The sequence below is a fragment of the Streptomyces sp. MMG1533 genome (assembly GCF_001279775.1).
Classification (GTDB): domain Bacteria; phylum Actinomycetota; class Actinomycetes; order Streptomycetales; family Streptomycetaceae; genus Streptomyces.
Map to the genome: position 1 here is coordinate 1 of NZ_LGDG01000237.1, position 17413 is coordinate 17413.

Genomic DNA, 17413 nt, shown 5'->3' on the forward strand with positions numbered 1-17413 from the left:
ACGCGACGCGGAGTTCACGCGACGCGGAGTTCACGCGACGCGGAGTTCACGCGACGCGGAGTTCACGCGACGCGGAGTTCACGCGACGCGGAGTTCACGACCGCCCACCTGAACCCGGCCCGCCTGGGCAGGCGCCTTGAGCGGAGGCACCTGCCCGGGCCGACGGAGAAACAGCGCCAGGGCGGCCGTACGCCATCGCATGGGGCCGAGGAAAGCAACCACCCCGCCCTCGACGAACACCTCACCCGGAACCCCCGCGCCCGAGGGCCGACCACCGGCCGAACGACCACCGGCCGAACGAGCCGCCCCGCATGGAAGAGAGACGCCATGGCACTCACCGCCCGTATCCGCACCCGTGACGGCTGGGCCGTCCCCCATGCGGTGGTCACGGTGACCGACATGACCGGTACACAGATCGCGCGCGCCGAGACCGACCCCGACGGCAACGTCACGGAGGACACGCACCTCACCCCGGGCCCGTACACCGTGATCGTCACCGCGGTCGGCTACGCCCCCACAGCATCCACCGCACTCGTCACGGCGAGCGGCCGCGCCGACGTCGGCCAGGTCGTCCTCGGCCGGCAGGCGGGCGTCGAGCTGCCGCCGCCGGGCCCCTGGACCATCGACCCGGCCCACTCCTCCGTCGCGGCGGTCGCCCAGCACCTGGGCATCTCCAGCGTGCACGGCCGTTTCACCGACTTCGGCGGACGCATCGAGATCGCCGCGGACGTGGAGAAGTCCCGTGTCAAGGCGGTGATCCGCGCGGCCTCGATCGACACGGGCAACGGCACGCGCGACGACCACCTCAGGTCTCCCGACTTCCTGGACGCCGAGCGTCACCCGGAGATCACCTACCGCTCCACCGGCCTCACCCCCGCCGGCACCGACCGCTGGACGGTTCACGGCGACCTGTCCCTGCACGGAGTCGTACGACCCGTCGACCTGACCCTCATCCACCTCGGCACCGGCCCCGACCCCTGGGGCGGGACCCGCGCGGCCTACCGCGCCACGGCCCAACTACGGCGCGAGGACTTCGCGATGAACTACAACCAGGTCCTGCAGGCCGGCATCGCGGCCATCGGCACCACGCTCAAGGTGGAGCTGGACATCCAGGCGGTGCAGGGCGAAAGCCTGCCTCTACCTTGACCCGAACAGGCTGTGCGGCCCGCCCTGTACGCGCCCGAAGGGGCCGTATGGTGTGGCGGCGCCAGGATTCAAACCTGGGAAGGCCGAGCAGGCAGATTTACAGCGAGGTGGGGATCACGGCTCTGATGCTTTGGGCACTTGCCGGATTCAGCTCTTCCTTCGCCGCTTGCGGACTTGCCGCGTTTTAAGAGAATTCAGCAGCCTTTGAGCTTCATGCGGCTTTCCCGAAGCAGTCAATTCCCGCGCAAGGTCACGAGTGACCTGCTCAGTAAGCGGGTGGTCGTTCCCGAGGCTGCGGCGGCTTCGCATACGGGTGTCTTTCAGCAGCTGCACTGCGGTCGGACGCTGGCGAAGACTGCCAAGAGTAATGGCGAGACTGTAGGCGGAGCGAAGCGTGTCGGGGTGATCCTCGCCGAGAACACGGCGCCGCCGATCGAGAGCTTCCTCATCCAACCGGCGGGCCTCACCCAACTCCCCAAGACCACGCAAGGTAACGGCAAGACTATGGGCGGAGTCCAGGGCGTCGGGGTGATCCGCTCCGAGAACACGGCGGCGCCGATCGAGAGTGTCCTCATCCAGCCGGCGAGCCTCACCCAACTCCCCAAGACTGTGCAAGGTGATGGCGAGACTGTGGGCGGAGTCGAGGGCGTCAGGGTGGTCTGCCCCACGTACACGGCGAGCACGCTCGAGCGTATCCTCGCCCATCCGGCGAGCCTCACCCAACTCCCCGACACTTCGCAAGGTATTGGCCAGGCTGTTGGCGGAGCGGAGGGTCTCCGGGTGGTCCTCGCCGAGAACACGGCGCCGCCGACCGAGAGTGTCTTCTTTCATCTTGCGTGCCTCGTCGTACTTCCCAAGGCCGTGCAAGGTAATGGCGAGACCGTAGGCACAGTGGAGGGTGTCAGGGTGGTCCGACCCACGGGCACGGCGAGCACGCTCCAGAGCGTCCTCGCCCATCCGGAGGGCCTCATCGAACTCTTCGAGGCTGTCCAAAGTCGCGGCAAGGTTGTGGGCGGAGCGGAGGGTCTCCGGGTGGTCCTCGCCGAGAACACCGCGCCGCCGATGGAATGTGTCCTCATCCATCTGGCGGGCCTCGTCGTACTTCCCAAGGCCGTGCAAGACGATGGCGAGGTCGTTGGCGGAGCGGAGGGTCTCCGGGTGGTCCTCGCCGAGAACACGGCGCCGCCGACCGAGAGTGTCCTCGATTATTCGGCGACCCTCGTCGTAATTCCCGAGCTCGATTGTGGCCTGCCCAAGATACTGGGCTGCGGTGAGGGTGTCTTGGTCATCGTCGCCAAGGCTGCTTCGCCAGGTTTGAAACAGAGCCGTGGCGAGTTCAATAGCCGCACGCAGCTGGCCACTCCTGATGAGATAATAGGCGGCCTGTATGAGCGTCTTACGCAATCTAGGGTGCCGGGCAGCGCTGTATTGGCGTGCCGTGAGGTGTGAGGTGAGAGCTGCCCATTGGGACCAGGTGGCCGGGATGTCAGGATCGGGTGGTGTGGCCATCGAAAGGATCACGGTAACGTCGTCTTCCGCAGCCGCAGCGTCAGCTTCGTTCGACCGGTCGCGGAGGATGGCCTGGGTAAGCCGGTGGATTTGAAGTGTTTCGTGGTCGACGCGAGCAAGCCCGTACCGCGCCAATGGCTGGAGAGCCGCCTGAGGCCACATGAAATCATCCGAGTCGACTGCAACAGTGGCCAGCTGGTCGCGGGCGACTTCCAGCCATGCAATGGGGATGAGGTCCGGGCCGAGAAAGGCGCCGAGACGCAGCAAGTCGGCAGCGGCCGGCCAGTCGGCGGCCATGCGGGTGGTGGCAATATCAACGGCAGCGGCCAGTGGCGCAGGATAGCCGTGCGGGCCGCCGTTGGCCATGAGGGTGGCGGTCTTTTCTGTGAGCAGTAGGCGATAACGGTCCACGGTCATGCCGTTGCTGATTACCCCAGCCGCTTGAGCCATGGCCAGGGGAAGGTCGCCGAGGTCGTCCGCGAGGCCGTCGGCCTGTTCCGGGGCGACGCCGGCAATACGTGCGGTGAGATAGGCCAGCGAGTCGCTTCGGGCGAATACCCCCAGGTTCAGGTCGTGGACGCGATCGCTCCAGCCCGGGTTGCGCGAGGTGATCAGAACGTGGCCGGGGCCGGAGGGGATCAACCCCTCAAAGGATTGCGGGTCATCGGCATTGTCCAGAACGATCAGCCAACGGTCCTGGGTGCGCAAATGTTCCAACAGCGTGCGGGCATTGTGTTCGGCGCCGCCGTCCGGCTTTGCGACGCCCAGCCGACCGGCCAGCTCGCTATACCGGACGAGAATCTGGTCGGCTTGCTCAGCATCGATCCACCAGACGGTGTCGTACTGGCTGGCAAAGCGGTGGGCGTACTCCAGGGCGATTTGTGTCTTCCCGATACCGCCCAGACCGTGAAGGGCCACCGTCCGTCGACCACCCAGCAGACCGTCACGCACCAGGGCGATCTGATTCTCACGTCCAGTGAAATGCGGATTGCGGTCTCGAACATTCCACACCTGCGGTATGAGGCCCGCACCGCTGGGCAGCCGAGGACGCTGACCTCCGAAGCCGTCGGGGGAGGTCCGTACGGGTGCGGATGGACCCGGAAAGCCCGGCTTCACCAGCGGGCCGGTGGGCCCGTCAACAGCATTGAGCAGCGCGGAAATGGCTGCCTGCTCATCCAGACCGTGCAGGTCTTTTCGGATTACAGCACTGAGTATGTCGGGGATATCGGCGACCGTGAGGGGTTCGATCGCCAAAGGGATGAGGCGCTCGCGACGCGCGACGATAGAGGTCCATTCTTCATGGGTCCACCGAGTGCGGTCGAAGTATTGATTGGAGAACAGCGCCACCACCGCGGTGGCGCGCCGCATGGCATCGCTCATGCGTTCGATGAAGTTGTCACCGGTCCGCCAATCCCAGACATCGATTTCTACACGATGACCGGCCTCTCGCAGGTGCCAGGCCACCCATTCCGCCCAGGCCCGGTCCGGCCCGGCGTAGCTGACGAAGACCGACTCTTCTGCTGGAATCACTACGCCCCCTCCGCTGGACGTCGCCCCTGCCGCGACGCCACATCCATGATCCCCCGTAAACGGTGACTACAGGGTGCGAATCATTGAGATCGCAGTGGTCCAGGCCGGCGAGTCTTGAGATGGCGCAGGACCGACAAGAGAATTGGCCGGTACAACTTCGGCTACCTCGCCGTCACCATGCCTCAACCACGGCCCTCGCCCGTCAGTTGGCACCCTGCCCTGGAGGACTGGGAAGCCCGCGGTCCCCGCGACTGCTCCCGCCACGATCACGAACGGGCCTGGAGCCGTGCCGCCGAGCTGCGACCGCGCTGAGCAACACCCGCAGCCTCCTCACCGGATGATCCCTCCGCCGGAGTTGGCGAAAGCTGTCACGATCTTGGCGACATTTTCCGGCCTCGTGCCCGGAACGCGGGCGCTGAGTGGCCTCGCGCTCGTCGGCCACCGCGGTCTCTGCCGCCGTGGACGTCGCCCTACCGGTCGCTGTCGCAATCGCCGGGGTGTCTGTCGAGTCACCAACTGCGGCGTAGCCGACCAGGATGCCGGCCCCGAGTCCAGCCACGGCAGCAATCACGTGCGTCAACACCCCTCTGCCCAGCCTCAACCGCCGTATCGGTTCTGGAAGAGACCCCCTCCATTCCGCGTTTCCACAGATCGGAGGGGGTCTTCCCCGATGTGGCGGCGCCAGGATTCGAACCTGGGAAGGCTGAGCCGGCAGTCTTACAACGGGCCGGATTCAGGCCGTCCGACCGGCAAATCGATTGTTGACGCGTGTCTCGGGGACGTCTGGGGAATTCCTCCGGCTTTTGAGAGTGTCAACCACCTTGCAGCTGCGTAAGGCCGTCGAGCAGCGCTTTGGTGCTCATGGTGCCGGGGTGGTCCTCACCCAGCACCCGCCGTCGTCGGTCCACGGTGTCCCCGCCCAGCTCCAGCGCCTCCTCCACCCGCCCCGACTCCACCAGACAGATCACCAGGTTGTTCGCGCTGAGCAGGGTGCCGGGGTGGTCCTCACCCAGCACCCGCCGTCGTCGGTTCAGGGTGTCCTCGGCCAGCTCCAGCGCCTCCTCCACCCGACCCAACTCCCCCAGATCAGTCGCCAGGTTGTTCGCGGTGCCGAGTGTGTCGGGGTGGTCCTCACCCAGCACCCGCCGCTGCCGGTCCAGGGTCTCCTCGCCCAGCTCCAGGCCCTCCTCCACCCGACCCGACTCCCCCAGCCGGACCGCCAGGTTGGAAGCGGTGCGCAGGGTGTCGGGGTGGTCCTCACCCAGTACCCGCCGTCGTCGGTCCAGGGTGTCCTCGGCCAGCTCCAGGCCCTCCTCCACCCGACCCGACTCCGCCAGTCGGATCGCCAGGTTGTTCGCGCTGAGCAGGGTGTCGGGGTGGTCCGCACCCAGCACCCGCCGCTGCCGGTCCAGGGTGTCCTCGCCCAGCTCCAACGCCTCCTCCACCCGGCCCACGCCACCAAGATCAGCCCCCAGGTTGTTGGCGGTGCTCAGGGTGGCCGGGTGGTCCTCACCCAGCACCCGCCGCTGACGGTCCAGGACGTCCTCGGCCAGCTCCAACGCCTCCTCCACCCGACCCAACTCCCCCAGTCGGACCGCCAGGTTGGCCGCGATGCGCAGGGTCTCGGGGTGGTCCTCACCCAGCACCCCCCGCAGCCGACCCAACGTGTCCTCCTCCAGCTCCAACGCCTCCTCCACCCGACCCAACTCCCCCAGCGCGATGCACAGATTGGACGCGGTCACCAAGGTGAATTCGGCGTCCGCCCCCAATACCCGCCGCTGCCGATCGAACAAGTCGCGGTGTAGTGCATAGGCGCGACCGTGATCACCGACGGCAGCGGAAGCCAGGGCCAGGTAGTTGGCACCCCACCAGGTGTGCATGTGGTCGGGGCCCAGCAGGTCGGTCCAGGCCCGGTGGAGGTCTTCAAGACGGGCGAGGACCGCGGGCGCGCTGCCGCGATCTTTGAGGTAGATGCACGCTTCGCATGCCGCATAGCGGGCTTGGGCGGTGACCAGATCGGTCGGATCGATCGCCAGCAGATGGGACAGCAAGTCGGGCCACCGAGGCCAGAAAGCAGGATCCCCCGCCCGACCAGGAAACGCCGCCGCCAGCAGGATGCTGGCGTTGCGCGCCGCGGCGGCGCGGTCCTCGGTGGAGAGCTGGTCTTTGAGGACGGTCTGGGTGAGGCGGTGCAGGTGCAGGCTGCCGCCCGCGACCCGGGCCAGCCCGTGCTGGTGAAGTGCCGACAGGACACGGCTTCTCGTGCGCCGGTCAGCCACCACCCGGCCCACGGATGAGGCCTCGTCAACCTCCTGCTCGGCACAGGCGTGCATGGCGAACGGTTCCGGGGCCAGCAGCGCGCAGGCGTTCATCACATCGGCCGCCTCCGGATCCTGGGCCCGCAGCCGCTGCATGCTCAGCCGGATCTGCGCGGCCAGCGACCACGGATAGTCCCGAGGCCGGCCCTCATCGGTCACCTCGCTGGCATTGCTGGCCATCAACTCCAGGTACTCGTCCACGGTCGTCGTCGTCAGCACCGCAGCCGCCTGGACCAGGGCCAGCGGCAGATCGTCCAGCGCCTCCGCCACCCTCCCTGCCTCTGCCTCCGACAGCCACGAATTCCGAGCCCTCAGCAGGTGTACCGACTCGCGCCGTGCCAGCACGTCGACATCCAACGGCGAGGCCACTCCGTGCCAGTCCGGGTTGCGGGACGTGATCAGCACATGCCCCGCCCCCGACGGCACCAACTCCGCCAGCGCAGCGGGATCCTCTGCGTTGTCGAAGACCACCAGCCAGCGCGACCGCGACCGCAACTCACGTCCCAGCGCCTGCACCGCCTCCTCGGGCGCCGTATCCGGCTGCGCAGCCCCGGTCTCGACCGCCAGCAAAGCCAGTTGGCCGGGAATCAGCGCCGGGTCTTCCGCCCGCACCCACCACGCCAGCTCGTACTCCCCGCAGAAACGGTGCGCGTACTCGGCAGCCAGCTGCGTCTTGCCCACCCCACCACGGCCGTCCAGCGCCACCACCGCCACCGCGCGCCCGCCCGCCAACCGGGAACGAACCTCCACCAGCAACTCATCCCGACCCACGAACCCGGCATTGCGGCTCGGCACGCTCCACACCCGCGGCAACGTCCCCGGCAACCGCGGCCCGGTCGCCCCCATGCTCCGCAACCGCCCCGCCGCGCCCCCGCCCGGAAATCCCGGCTGTCCCCTCGGAGGCCCCGCAGGTCCCTTCACAGCGGCCAGCAGCGCCTCCCGCGCCTCCTCCTCCCCCAGCCCGAAGAGCGCCGGTGCAATCAACGCCCGCAGCATCGGCGGCGCCACACAGTCCTCGACCCGCACCGGGATCACCTTCTCCCGGCCGGCCAGCTTCGCGGTCCACTCCTCAGTGGTCCACCGCTCAGAATCGAAATACGCGGCCGAGAACAACGCCACCATCGGCCCCGCAGCCAGCGCCCGGTCCATGTTGCGGACGAAGTTCTCCCCCGCCCCCCAGTGCCAGGCATCAAGCTCCACCTCATACCCGGCATCCTGCAGCTGCCAGGCCACCCACTCCGCCCACGCAAGATCCGCCCCCGCATGGCTGACGAACACCCGCACCCCGCCCGCCATATCCCGGCCACCCGCCACTCTGACCCCCGTACCAGCGCCGCGCCGTTCCACCCGTCGAGACTAGAACCCACCCACCGGACCGCACCCCCAATTGCCGCACATCCCCACGCAGAGAAAGAGATGAGGCGGCGACGGGACTCGCAAGACGGGGCTGGGCGCGTCGCCGCACCACGGCCCAGGCTCTGGCACGGCGGTCACGGATCGTGCTGGAGGGCACCGAAGGTGCACCACCGGTGCACCCGACGCCAGACTCGTCCGCCGCGCGCTCTACAACTGGGCCTTCAATAAGAACCGTTGGGATCAGGAGATTCCCAACGACGTGGCCAAGGTTCTGGACTGGTTCGACCGCAAGTCGCTCCCCACGTCTGCGCTCTCTGAACGCCTGCTCGTTCGGGGCGCCCTCAGCGCCCTCTCCAAGAACTGGACGGCATGACCACAGCACCCGGAACGATCAACCGATAGCGCGCGATCTTCTACAACTCCCTTAACTCCCTTGAGTTCGCGGTAGAAGCGGACCTGCTCGCCGAGGGTCGGGGTCGGGCCTCCTCCAACTCTGAAGCACCGCCCCCGGAAGGCGGTCCGGCACGTGCCGATCCCGCCCGAACTGGTCTCCCTGCTCCTGGCACTCCACCTCGTACGGCGCGGCCCCCGACGGTCGGCTGTTCCAGACCATGCGGGGCGGTCTGATCCAGGACACCGGCTATGGCGAGGTCTGGGCTGCGTCTCGCACGCGTGCTCCAACACCGGCGGAGTTCGACACGACGTTGTCCAAGCGTCCTTATGATCTTCGTCATGCTGCGGTGTCCACGTGGCTCAGCTCCGGTGTGGAGCCTCAGCTCGTGGCAGAGTGCGCCGGCCACAGCGTGGCAGTGCCGTTCCGCGTGTGCGCGGAGTTCCTGAAGGACGGGGATGAGGCCGCGAACGCCAAGATCTCCGCTCGTCTGGAACGGCACGCCTAACGGGACTGGAGTCCTGTCCACGTCTCGTCCACGGACTCCGAGACAGGGCGTTCGAACGCGAGACAGAGTGAGACAGTGCGTCGATCGCGAGGCACATGACCAAGGGCCCGTGACCTGCTTAAACAGCAGGTCACGGGCCCTTGGTTTCCCGTGTGGCGGCGCCAGGATTCGAACCTGGGAAGGCTGAGCCGGCAGATTTACAGTCTGCTCCCTTTGGCCGCTCGGGCACACCGCCGGGGTTTGCCGCCCTTCGAACCGCTTTTCGGCGGTGCTCCGTGGCAACGACGTAAACAATACCCGATACGGAGGGGTGCTTCGCCACCCGATTGATCTGCGCTCGGAGGTCGGTGGGTGGCTAGGCTTGTCCGGATGCGGCCCGGGACCACACCGGGCTCGGCGCCCGCCCCCACGTACGCCGATACGCACGTACGCACCCATATACGCACCCCGATACAAGGAGCCACAGGACATGGCCGACTCCAGTTTCGACATCGTCTCGAAGGTCGAGCGGCAGGAGGTCGACAACGCCCTCAACCAGGCCGCCAAGGAGATCTCGCAGCGCTACGACTTCAAGGGCGTGGGTGCCTCGATCTCGTGGTCCGGTGACAAGATCCTGATGGAGGCGAACTCCGAGGACCGGGTGAAGGCTGTCCTCGACGTCTTCCAGTCCAAGCTGATCAAGCGCGGGATCTCGCTGAAGGCGCTGGACGCGGGCGAGCCCCAGCTCTCCGGCAAGGAGTACAAGATCTTCGCGTCGATCGAGGAGGGCATCTCCCAGGAGAACGCGAAGAAGGTCGCAAAGATCATCCGCGACGAGGGCCCGAAGGGCGTGAAGGCCCAGGTGCAGGGCGACGAGCTGCGGGTCAGCTCGAAGAGCCGCGACGACCTGCAGGCCATCATCGCCCTCCTGAAGGGCAAGGACTTCGACTTCGCGCTGCAGTTCGTGAACTACCGGTAGCCACTGCCGACAGCGGCCACCGGTGGTACGAGAAAGGGTGGGCACCCGGCGGGTGCCCACCCTTCTCGCCTGCTGGCTGCGGTCCGAGGGGTGTTCGTCGCGCTCAGTCGCGCGAGTTGCCGAACAGGAGGCGGTAGGCGATCAGGAGGACGAGCGAGCCGCCGATCGCCGCCGCCCAGGTCGTACCGTCGTAGAACTCCTTGGTGATCGGGTGGTCCAGCCAGCGGGCCGATATCCAGCCGCCGATGAACGCGCCCGCGATGCCGATGAGTGTCGTGCCGATGAAGCCGCCCGGGTCGCGGCCAGGCAGCAGGAACTTGGCGATGGCTCCGGCCAACAGACCGAGGATGATCCAACTGATGATGCCCATGGCCTGAACCTGCCCTTCCGTTCTGTGCCCGCACTGTCTTCGGCCTGTGACTTCCGTCGCGCAGGCTGTGCTTGCGGGCCGTGCGCGTAACGCTCCGCGCGGGGTGTTCGTGCTGTGTTGATGAAGAGGACGTCACGGCTGCACCCGGCGGTTGCAGCGATCAGTAGGGTGCGGCACATGACGCATTCCGGAGCCGAACTACGGCGCACCCTGGGAGTGGGAGACGCGGTGGTCATCGGGCTGGGCTCGATGATCGGCGCCGGGATCTTCGCCGCCCTGGGGCCGGCGGCGCACGCTGCCGGGTCCGGGCTGCTGCTCGGGCTGGCGGTCGCCGCCGTGGTCGCCTACTGCAATGCCACCTCCTCGGCTCGGTTGGCGGCTCTGTATCCGGCCTCCGGCGGCACGTACGTGTACGGGCGCGAGCGGCTCGGGCCGTTCTGGGGTTATCTCGCGGGCTGGTCGTTCGTGGTCGGGAAGACGGCCTCCTGTGCGGCGATGGCGCTCACCGTCGGGACGTATGTCTGGCCGGGGCAGGCGCATGCCGTGGCGGTCGCCTCGGTGGTGGCGCTGACCGCGGTGAACTACGGCGGGGTCCAGAAGTCGGCCTGGCTGACCCGGGCGATCGTGGCGGTGGTCCTGGCTGTCCTCGCTTGCGTGGTGGTCGTGTGCCTGGGGTCCGGGTCGTCCGACGCCGGTCGCCTGGACATCGGGGCGTCGGGCGGGATGGACGGGGTGCTCCAGGCGGCCGGTCTGCTGTTCTTCGCGTTCGCGGGGTACGCGCGGATCGCGACCCTCGGCGAGGAGGTGCGGGATCCGGCGCGCACGATCCCCCGCGCGATCCCGTTGGCCCTGGGCATCACGCTGGTGGTGTACGCGTGTGTGGCGGTGGCTGTCCTCTCCGTGCTGGGGGCGGGCGGTCTCGGGCACGCGACCGCGCCTCTCGCCGACGCGGTGCGGGCGGCCGGGGCGCCGGGGCTGGTGCCGGTGGTACGGGCGGGTGCCGCCGTGGCCGCGCTGGGCTCGCTGCTCGCCTTGATCCTGGGCGTCTCACGGACCACCCTGGCCATGGCGCGGGACCGGCATCTGCCCGGTGCACTGGCGGTCGTGCATCCGCGATTCCAAGTGCCGCACCGGGCCGAACTGGCCGTGGGCGCCGTGGTTGCCGTCCTGGCCGCCACGGTGGACGTACGAGGCGCGATCGGGTTCTCCTCCTTCGGTGTGCTGGCGTACTACGCGGTGGCCAACGCGTCGGCCTGGACGCTGGGTTCGGCTCCGGCGGGCCGGGTGGTGCCTGCGGTGGGGCTGCTCGGATGCGTGGTGCTGGCGTTCGCGCTGCCAGGGGTCTCGGTGGTGGTGGGGGCGGGTGTCCTGGCGGCTGGTGCGGTCGCGTACGGGGTACGACGACGGGTGTCAGATGGCGGGCGGTAGCGGCCGAGGCGGGGTCGGGAGCGTGTGACGGCGCACCCGGTCGGCCGACCGTGTGGCAACCGGGCGCCGTCGGCCATGGATTCATCATGCAAGACCCCACCGGCAACCGGGCGGGCCTGTGGACAACTGCCGAGCTGTGGAAAACCTGGCTGTGGAAAACCCGCTGTCAGGCGAGGCGGACTTCAACGCCTCTCTCGGCCAGGAATATGAGCAACTCGTCGAAGGTCGGCGGACGGTGGCCGGCAAGCGGGGTGACACCGAGGCAGGCGCGGGCGACCTCGGCGTCGTGCCAGACAAGGGTGAGGGGCGGGGCGGCGCCCCAGCGGCCTCGTAGGCAGTCGTTCAGGGCGTCGAGGCCCCAGCCGAAGTAACCACCGGGTCCGTTCACCGCCTCGCCCATCGCGCAGAAGAAACCGGGGGCGTCGGTGATGTGGCTGCCGTCGAGGTGATGGACAGTGCCGGAGGGCTGGTCCGGGCGGCCGTGCACGTGGTTCTCCCTGGCCGTGTCGAGCCAGAACCGGCGCCCGTCGGCATCGCATCGTGCCCAGCGATTGGGCTCCGCAGGCCGCCCGTCTCCCCACAGCTCCCACACCTCACGGGCCGCGAGTGGAGGCCGCTCCGACCAAAGGTCGAGGGTGAGATCGACGAGTCCCGCACCGCGGGCGGAGGGGATCCAGGCCCGCAGTTCGCCCTCTGCGGCGGCCTGCACGGGTCGGCCGGAGGAGTCGATGCGCAGGACCTTCACCTGACCGAGGTCCTCCTCGCCGGCGTCGAGCGCGGTGCGGAGGGCTCCTCGTGGCGAACAGCCCAGCAGTCGCAGCGGGGGCTCCAGGGGTTCGTCCTCGGCCGGTCGCACCCGGGCCAGGTCACGGCAGCTGCCCCGTGGCTCGTGCTCCGCGTCGAGCAGGCGGTAGCCCGGGGACAGCGGCGGGCACTGCGGGTAGTCGTACGGGTTGTCGTCGGGTTCTCGCGCTTCGACCGTGACGTCCCGCAGGGTCAGGTCCCGGGCGCAGGGGCGGACGTCGAGAACGCGTACGTCTTCGAGAGACCACTCCCCGACCGCCGTGCCGGACTTGTCGAGAATCTCCAGGGTGAGGGTGCCGAGCGGTGCCGTTCCCTCGGCACGCGCGCGTACGAGGGCTGCGGAGAGCTCGCCCTCGGGGGCGCAGCCCAGCAGTTCGTATCTGTCCCGCGTGGGAGGAGGCGGGTCGGCGAAGAGATCGTCGACGTCCTGGCACAGGGCCCACGTCTCCTCGTAGGCCCCCTCGTCCTCGAAGTCGGCCTGGCCGTCGTACGACAACAGGAGGTACTTCGGCTCCCCCACCCCCGGGTCCGCCTGTCAGCGGGTCGCGAACGGCTGGTCGGTCGGCACGATTTCGCGGCCCAGCGGGAACAGCGAGACCGGGATCAGCTTGAAGTTGGCGATGCCGAAGGGGATGCCGATGATCGTGACGCACAGGGCGATGCCGGTGACGATGTGACCGATGGCCAGCCACCAGCCGGCGAGGACCAGCCAGAGCACGTTGCCGAGGCACGAGGGGGCGCCCGCGTCGCGGCGTTCGATCGTGGTGTAGCCGAAGGGCCACAGGGCGTAGACACCGATGCGGAAGGCCGCTACGCCGAACGGGATGCCGATGATCGTGATGCACAGGAGCAGGCCCGCGGCCAGGTAGGCGAGGAACAGCCAGAAGCCGCTCAGGACGAGCCAAATGACGTTCAGGATGGTTTTCACTGGGGGTGACCTGCCATCTTCTCGAGCCGGGCGATGCGCTCCGCCATCGGCGGGTGTGTCGAGAACATCTTGGAGAGTCCCTGGCCAGGACGGAAGGGGTTAGCGATCATCATGTGACTCGCGGTCTCGATGCGGGGCTCGGGCGGCAACGGGAGCTGCTTGGTGCCCAGTTCGAGCTTGCGCAGGGCGCCGGCGAGGGCGAGGGGGTCGCCGGTGAGCTGGGCACCGGACGCGTCGGCCTCGTACTCCCTGGAGCGGCTGATGGCCAGTTGGATGAGGGAGGCCGCGAGCGGGCCCAGGATCATGATCAGCAGCATGCCGAGGAGGCCGGGGCCGTCGTCGTCGTCGGACCGGCCGATCGGGATCAGCCAGGCGAAGTTGACCAGGAACATGATCACGGAGGCGAGGGCGCCGGCGACCGAGGAGATCAGGATGTCCCGGTTGTAGACATGACTGAGTTCGTGGCCGATGACGCCGCGCAGTTCGCGCTCGTCCAGGATGCGCAGGATGCCCTCCGTGCAGCAAACGGCGGCGTTGCGCGGGTTGCGGCCCGTCGCGAAGGCGTTCGGCGCCTCCGTCGGGGAGATGTACAGGCGGGGCATGGGTTGGCGGGCCTGGGTGGAGAGTTCACGGACCATGCGGTAGAGGCCGGGTGCCTCGAACTCGCTGACGGGGCGGGCGCGCATCGCGCGTAGAGCGAGATTGTCGCTGTTCCAGTACGCGTATGCGTTGGTCCCCAGGGCGATCACGACCGCTACGACGAGCCCCATGCGGCCGAAGAAGCTGCCGATGACGATGATGAGCGCGGACAGTCCCCCAAGGAGTACTGCGGTCCTTAGCCCGTTGTGCCGGCGGTGCACGGTACGCCCTCCAAGTCGCGCAGCAGGGGAACCCTTTGCTTGCTGATCTCGCTCAATGATCTTGCTTACTGACTCCGATGCCACTGGTGCCGTGGTGTCACGTCCAGTGGACCCTCCCGCTCTGGTCAACGCCAGGCGAGGGCCTCTAGTTCCCTTGTGCGTACGGCGGCGTGCGTGGGCCGTCCGGGTGAGGGCGGGGGGACGCGGTCAGAAGAGCCCGGTGTCGGTGAAGCGCAGGACCAGCTGGGGTGCTCCGGAGAGGGCGATGCCGAGGACGCCGGTCAGGGCGATCGCGGCGGTGAGGGGGGCCGGGACACGGTGCTCGGCGGGCTCGCCCTCGGGGGCGCGGAACAGGAGGGTCGTCCACCGGAGGTAGTAGAACAGCGCGATCACGACGTTGACGGCCATCACCACGGCGAGCCAGCCGAGGCCCGCGTCCACGGCTGCGGAGAACACGGTGACCTTCGCGAAGAGCCCGATGATGCCCGGCGGCAGTCCGGCCAGGCAGAGCAGGAAGAAGGCCAGGAGGAGCGCGGCGAGGGGGTTCGACGCGTAGAGGCCTCGGTAGTCGGAGACGCGGTTGAGGGACTTCGTACGGCCGACCAGTGCGGCCACCGCGAAGGCGCCCAGGTTCACGGCGGCGTACATGAGGGCGTACGCGACCGTGGAGCCGATCGACCGCTCGGCGTTCTCGGAGTACGCGGCGGCGGCGATCGGGACGAGGAGATAGCCGGCCTGGCCGACGGACGACCAGGCGAGCAGGCGTACCGCGCTGTACGCGCGCGTGGCCTGTTGGCGGAGGGCGCCGACGTTGCCGACGGTCATGGTGAGGGCGGCCAGCGCGGCGAGCGCCGGGCCCCAGACGTCGGCGTACGACGGGAGGGCGACGACCGTGATGAGGATGAGGCCGGAGAAGCCGACCGCCTTGCCGACGACCGACAGATAGGCGGCGATCGGGAGGGGCGCGCCCACGTAGGTGTCCGGCACCCAGAAGTGGAACGGGACGGCGGCTGTCTTGAAGGCGAAACCGATGAGGGTGAGGACGACGCCGGTCTGGGTGAGGGTGTGGAGCTGCCCGTCGACGTTCTGGATGCGGTCGGCGATCTGGGTGAGGTAGAGGGTGCCGGTGGAGGCGTACACGAAGCTGATGCCCATGAGGCTGACCGCGGTCGCGGTGACCGAGGACAGGAAGAACTTCAGGGCCGCTTCGGAGGACTTCTTGTCGCCGTGCCTGAGGCCGACGAGCGCGAAGGCGGGCAGGGAGGCGACCTCCAGGGCGACGATCAGGGTCGCGAGGTCGCGGGAGGCGGGCAGGAGGGCGGCGCCGGCGGCGGAGGACAGCAGCAGGAACCAGTACTCCCCTTCGGGGAGTCCCTTGTCGGCGTCCTTGAGGGCGGTGACCGACAGGAGGGCGGAGAGGAGGGCGCCGCCGAGGACCAGGAGCTGGAGGACGAGGGTGAAGCGGTCGGCCGTGTAGCTGCATGCGTCGGGGGCGCCGGTCAGGCAGAAGGTGCTGCGGTCGCCGTCCAGGAGGGGCAACAGCATGAGCGTCGAGGCGGCGAGTCCCGCGACCGACAGCCGGCCGAGCAGCGCCTTCTTCTTTTCGCCGACGAACAGGTCGGCGACCAGGACGACGAGTCCGACGACCGCCGCGATGGTGGGCGGTGCGATGGCGAGCCAGTCGACGGACTGGACGAGATTCGCCGCCAGCGGCTGGGCGAGGGCGCTCATCGGGTGCCTCCTGCGAGGAGCTGCTGCACGGCCGGGTCGGTCAGGCCGAGGAGGGCCTTCGGCCAGAGGCCGGCGACGACGGTGAGGACGACGAGCGGGGTCCAGGCCGCGAACTCGTAGATCTGGACGTCGGCGAGCTTCGGAGCTTCCTGCCGTACCGCGCCCATGCAGACGCGGCGGACCAGGATCAGCATGTACGCGGCCGTCAGCAGCGTGCCGAACGCGCCGATCGCCATGAAGGTGAGGAAGGCGGGGCGGCTGAGGTCGTCGGCGGGGTTGAACGCGCCGAACAGCGCCAGCATCTCCCCCCAGAATCCGGCGAGGCCGGGCAGGCCGAGCGAGGCGACGGCGGCGAAGGCGAGCAGGCCGCCGAGGCGGGGGGCCTTGCCGTAGAGCGCCGCGCCGGTTTCCTCCGCGAGGGTGTCGAGGTCGGTGGTGCCGGTGCGGTCCTTCAGGGCCCCGACCAGGAAGAAGAGGAGGCCGGTGATGAGGCCGTGGGCGATGTTGGCGAACAGCGCGCCGTTCACGCCGGTCGGGGTCATGGTCGAGATGCCGAGCAGGACGAAGCCCATGTGACCGACGGAGGAGTAGGCGATCAGCCGCTTGAGGTCGCCCTTGGCTCCCTGCTTGGCCAGGGCCAGGCAGGCCAGGGATCCGTAGATGATCCCGACGACGGCGAAGGCGGCGAGGTAGGGCGCGAAGGTGCGGAAGCCGTCCGGCGTGATCGGCAGCAGAATCCGGACGAATCCGTACGTACCCATTTTCAGCAGCACGCCGGCCAGCAGGACCGATCCGACGGTCGGCGCGGCGGTGTGGGCATCGGGCAGCCAGCTGTGCAGCGGCCACATCGGCGTCTTGACCGCGAGCCCGATCCCGATCGCCAAAACGGCGATGACCTGCACGGATGTGGTCATCGACCGGCCGTTGTCAGTGGCGAGTGCCACCATGTCGAATGTGCCCGCCTTGATTCCGATCAGGAGCAGGCCGAGCAGCATGACGACGGAGCCGAGCAGCGTGAAGAGGATGAACTTCCAAGCCGCCTGGGTCCGTTGCTCACCGCCCCAGCGGGCGATGAGGAAGTACATCGGGATGAGGACCATCTCGAAGGCGAGGAAGAAGAGGAGCAGGTCGAGGACGGCGAAGGTCGCGAGGGTGCCGGACTCCAGGACGAGCAGCAGTGCGACGAAGGCCTTCGGGGTCGGACCCGCGGGCATCTTGAAATAGGAGTAGAGCGCGCAGAGGAAGGTCAGCAGCGCGGTCAGGACCAGAAGGGGGAGGGAGATGCCGTCGATGCCGAGGTGGATCCGCACATCGAGTGCGGGGATCCAGCTGATGTCGGTCGTGGCCTGCATCTTCGAGGGGTGGTCGTGGTCGAAGCCGAGCGTGAGGACGACCGCGGCGAGGAGGATCGCGCCGGTGACCGTCACGCCGTGCCGCAGCACGGCCTGCTCGGGTGACTTCCCCTTCAGTCCGGGCGGGGCCGGCAGCAGAGCCATGGCGGCGCCGAGAAGCGGGCCGACCACGATGAACGCCAGAAGGACCTGCATCACGGACTCGTTGATATCGATCACGCCTG

Annotated in this window: 11 protein-coding genes and 1 tRNA gene; 3 read left to right on the forward strand and 9 right to left on the reverse strand. The window is 68.5% G+C overall.

Annotation, left to right across the window (positions count from 1 at the left end; translation table 11 throughout):
• Positions 1 to 327 precede the first annotated feature (327 nt).
• Positions 328 to 1146, forward strand: a complete 819-nt coding sequence (locus tag ADK57_RS30335) for a YceI family protein (protein WP_053752812.1) — start codon at positions 328 to 330, stop codon at positions 1144 to 1146.
• Positions 1147 to 1293: 147 nt separating this feature from the next.
• Here the strand turns inward: ADK57_RS30335 and fxsT (ADK57_RS30340) are convergent, their stop codons facing one another.
• The 3 genes from fxsT (ADK57_RS30340) to ADK57_RS30350 form a co-directional block, all read right to left on the reverse strand.
• Complete coding sequence (gene fxsT / locus ADK57_RS30340; RefSeq protein ID WP_053752813.1) at positions 1294 to 4185, reverse strand: FxSxx-COOH system tetratricopeptide repeat protein; 2892 nt, start codon at positions 4183 to 4185, stop codon at positions 1294 to 1296.
• 812 nt (positions 4186 to 4997) lie between these two features.
• A complete protein-coding gene (gene fxsT, locus ADK57_RS30345) occupies positions 4998 to 7787 on the reverse strand; it encodes an FxSxx-COOH system tetratricopeptide repeat protein (RefSeq protein WP_159050175.1) in 2790 nt (929 codons plus the stop codon).
• A gap of 1124 nt (positions 7788 to 8911) precedes the next feature.
• Positions 8912 to 8993, reverse strand: a tRNA-Tyr gene (locus tag ADK57_RS30350).
• A 234-nt stretch (positions 8994 to 9227) separates the two neighbouring features.
• On the opposite strand from ADK57_RS30350, the gene ADK57_RS30355 reads away from it, so the two are divergent.
• Positions 9228 to 9716 carry a YajQ family cyclic di-GMP-binding protein gene (locus ADK57_RS30355; protein WP_053752814.1) on the forward strand — a complete coding sequence of 163 codons (489 nt, stop codon included), beginning with the start codon at positions 9228 to 9230 and terminating at the stop codon, positions 9714 to 9716.
• A 103-nt stretch (positions 9717 to 9819) separates the two neighbouring features.
• Here ADK57_RS30355 and ADK57_RS30360 read toward each other — a convergent pair whose 3' ends face one another.
• A complete protein-coding gene (locus ADK57_RS30360; protein ID WP_053752815.1) occupies positions 9820 to 10086 on the reverse strand; it encodes a GlsB/YeaQ/YmgE family stress response membrane protein in 267 nt (88 codons plus the stop codon).
• A gap of 177 nt (positions 10087 to 10263) precedes the next feature.
• On the opposite strand from ADK57_RS30360, the gene ADK57_RS30365 reads away from it, so the two are divergent.
• Positions 10264 to 11514 carry an APC family permease gene (locus tag ADK57_RS30365; RefSeq protein WP_053752816.1) on the forward strand — a complete coding sequence of 417 codons (1251 nt, stop codon included), beginning with the start codon at positions 10264 to 10266 and terminating at the stop codon, positions 11512 to 11514.
• A 166-nt stretch (positions 11515 to 11680) separates the two neighbouring features.
• Here ADK57_RS30365 and ADK57_RS30370 read toward each other — a convergent pair whose 3' ends face one another.
• The 5 genes from ADK57_RS30370 to ADK57_RS30390 form a co-directional block, all read right to left on the reverse strand.
• Positions 11681 to 12838: a barstar family protein gene (locus ADK57_RS30370; protein WP_053752817.1), complete on the reverse strand. Its 1158-nt coding sequence runs from the start codon at positions 12836 to 12838 to the stop codon at positions 11681 to 11683.
• A gap of 15 nt (positions 12839 to 12853) precedes the next feature.
• A complete protein-coding gene (locus tag ADK57_RS30375; RefSeq protein ID WP_053752818.1) occupies positions 12854 to 13246 on the reverse strand; it encodes a YccF domain-containing protein in 393 nt (130 codons plus the stop codon).
• Entirely contained in the window at positions 13243 to 14106 is an 864-nt protein-coding gene (gene htpX / locus ADK57_RS30380; RefSeq protein WP_053752819.1) for a zinc metalloprotease HtpX, read from the reverse strand. The genes ADK57_RS30375 and htpX overlap by 4 nt, the downstream gene beginning before the upstream one ends.
• A gap of 207 nt (positions 14107 to 14313) precedes the next feature.
• A complete protein-coding gene (locus ADK57_RS30385) occupies positions 14314 to 15837 on the reverse strand; it encodes an NADH-quinone oxidoreductase subunit N (RefSeq protein WP_053752820.1) in 1524 nt (507 codons plus the stop codon).
• On the reverse strand, positions 15834 to 17408 hold the full coding sequence (locus ADK57_RS30390; RefSeq protein WP_053752821.1) for an NADH-quinone oxidoreductase subunit M: 1575 nt from the start codon (positions 17406 to 17408) through the stop codon (positions 15834 to 15836). The genes ADK57_RS30385 and ADK57_RS30390 overlap by 4 nt, the downstream gene beginning before the upstream one ends.
• Between the last annotated feature and the right edge of the window lie 5 nt (positions 17409 to 17413).

Excerpts from the sequence above, each read along its gene's own strand:
- ADK57_RS30335 (WP_053752812.1), top strand. The coding sequence starts at position 328 with ATGGCACTCACCGCCCGTATCCGCACCCGTGACGGCTGGGCCGTCCCC.
- ADK57_RS30355 (WP_053752814.1), top strand. The coding sequence starts at position 9,228 with ATGGCCGACTCCAGTTTCGACATCGTCTCGAAGGTCGAGCGGCAGGAG.
- ADK57_RS30360 (WP_053752815.1), bottom strand. The coding sequence starts at position 10,086 with ATGGGCATCATCAGTTGGATCATCCTCGGTCTGTTGGCCGGAGCCATC.
- ADK57_RS30365 (WP_053752816.1), top strand. The coding sequence starts at position 10,264 with ATGACGCATTCCGGAGCCGAACTACGGCGCACCCTGGGAGTGGGAGAC.
- ADK57_RS30385 (WP_053752820.1), bottom strand. The coding sequence starts at position 15,837 with ATGAGCGCCCTCGCCCAGCCGCTGGCGGCGAATCTCGTCCAGTCCGTC.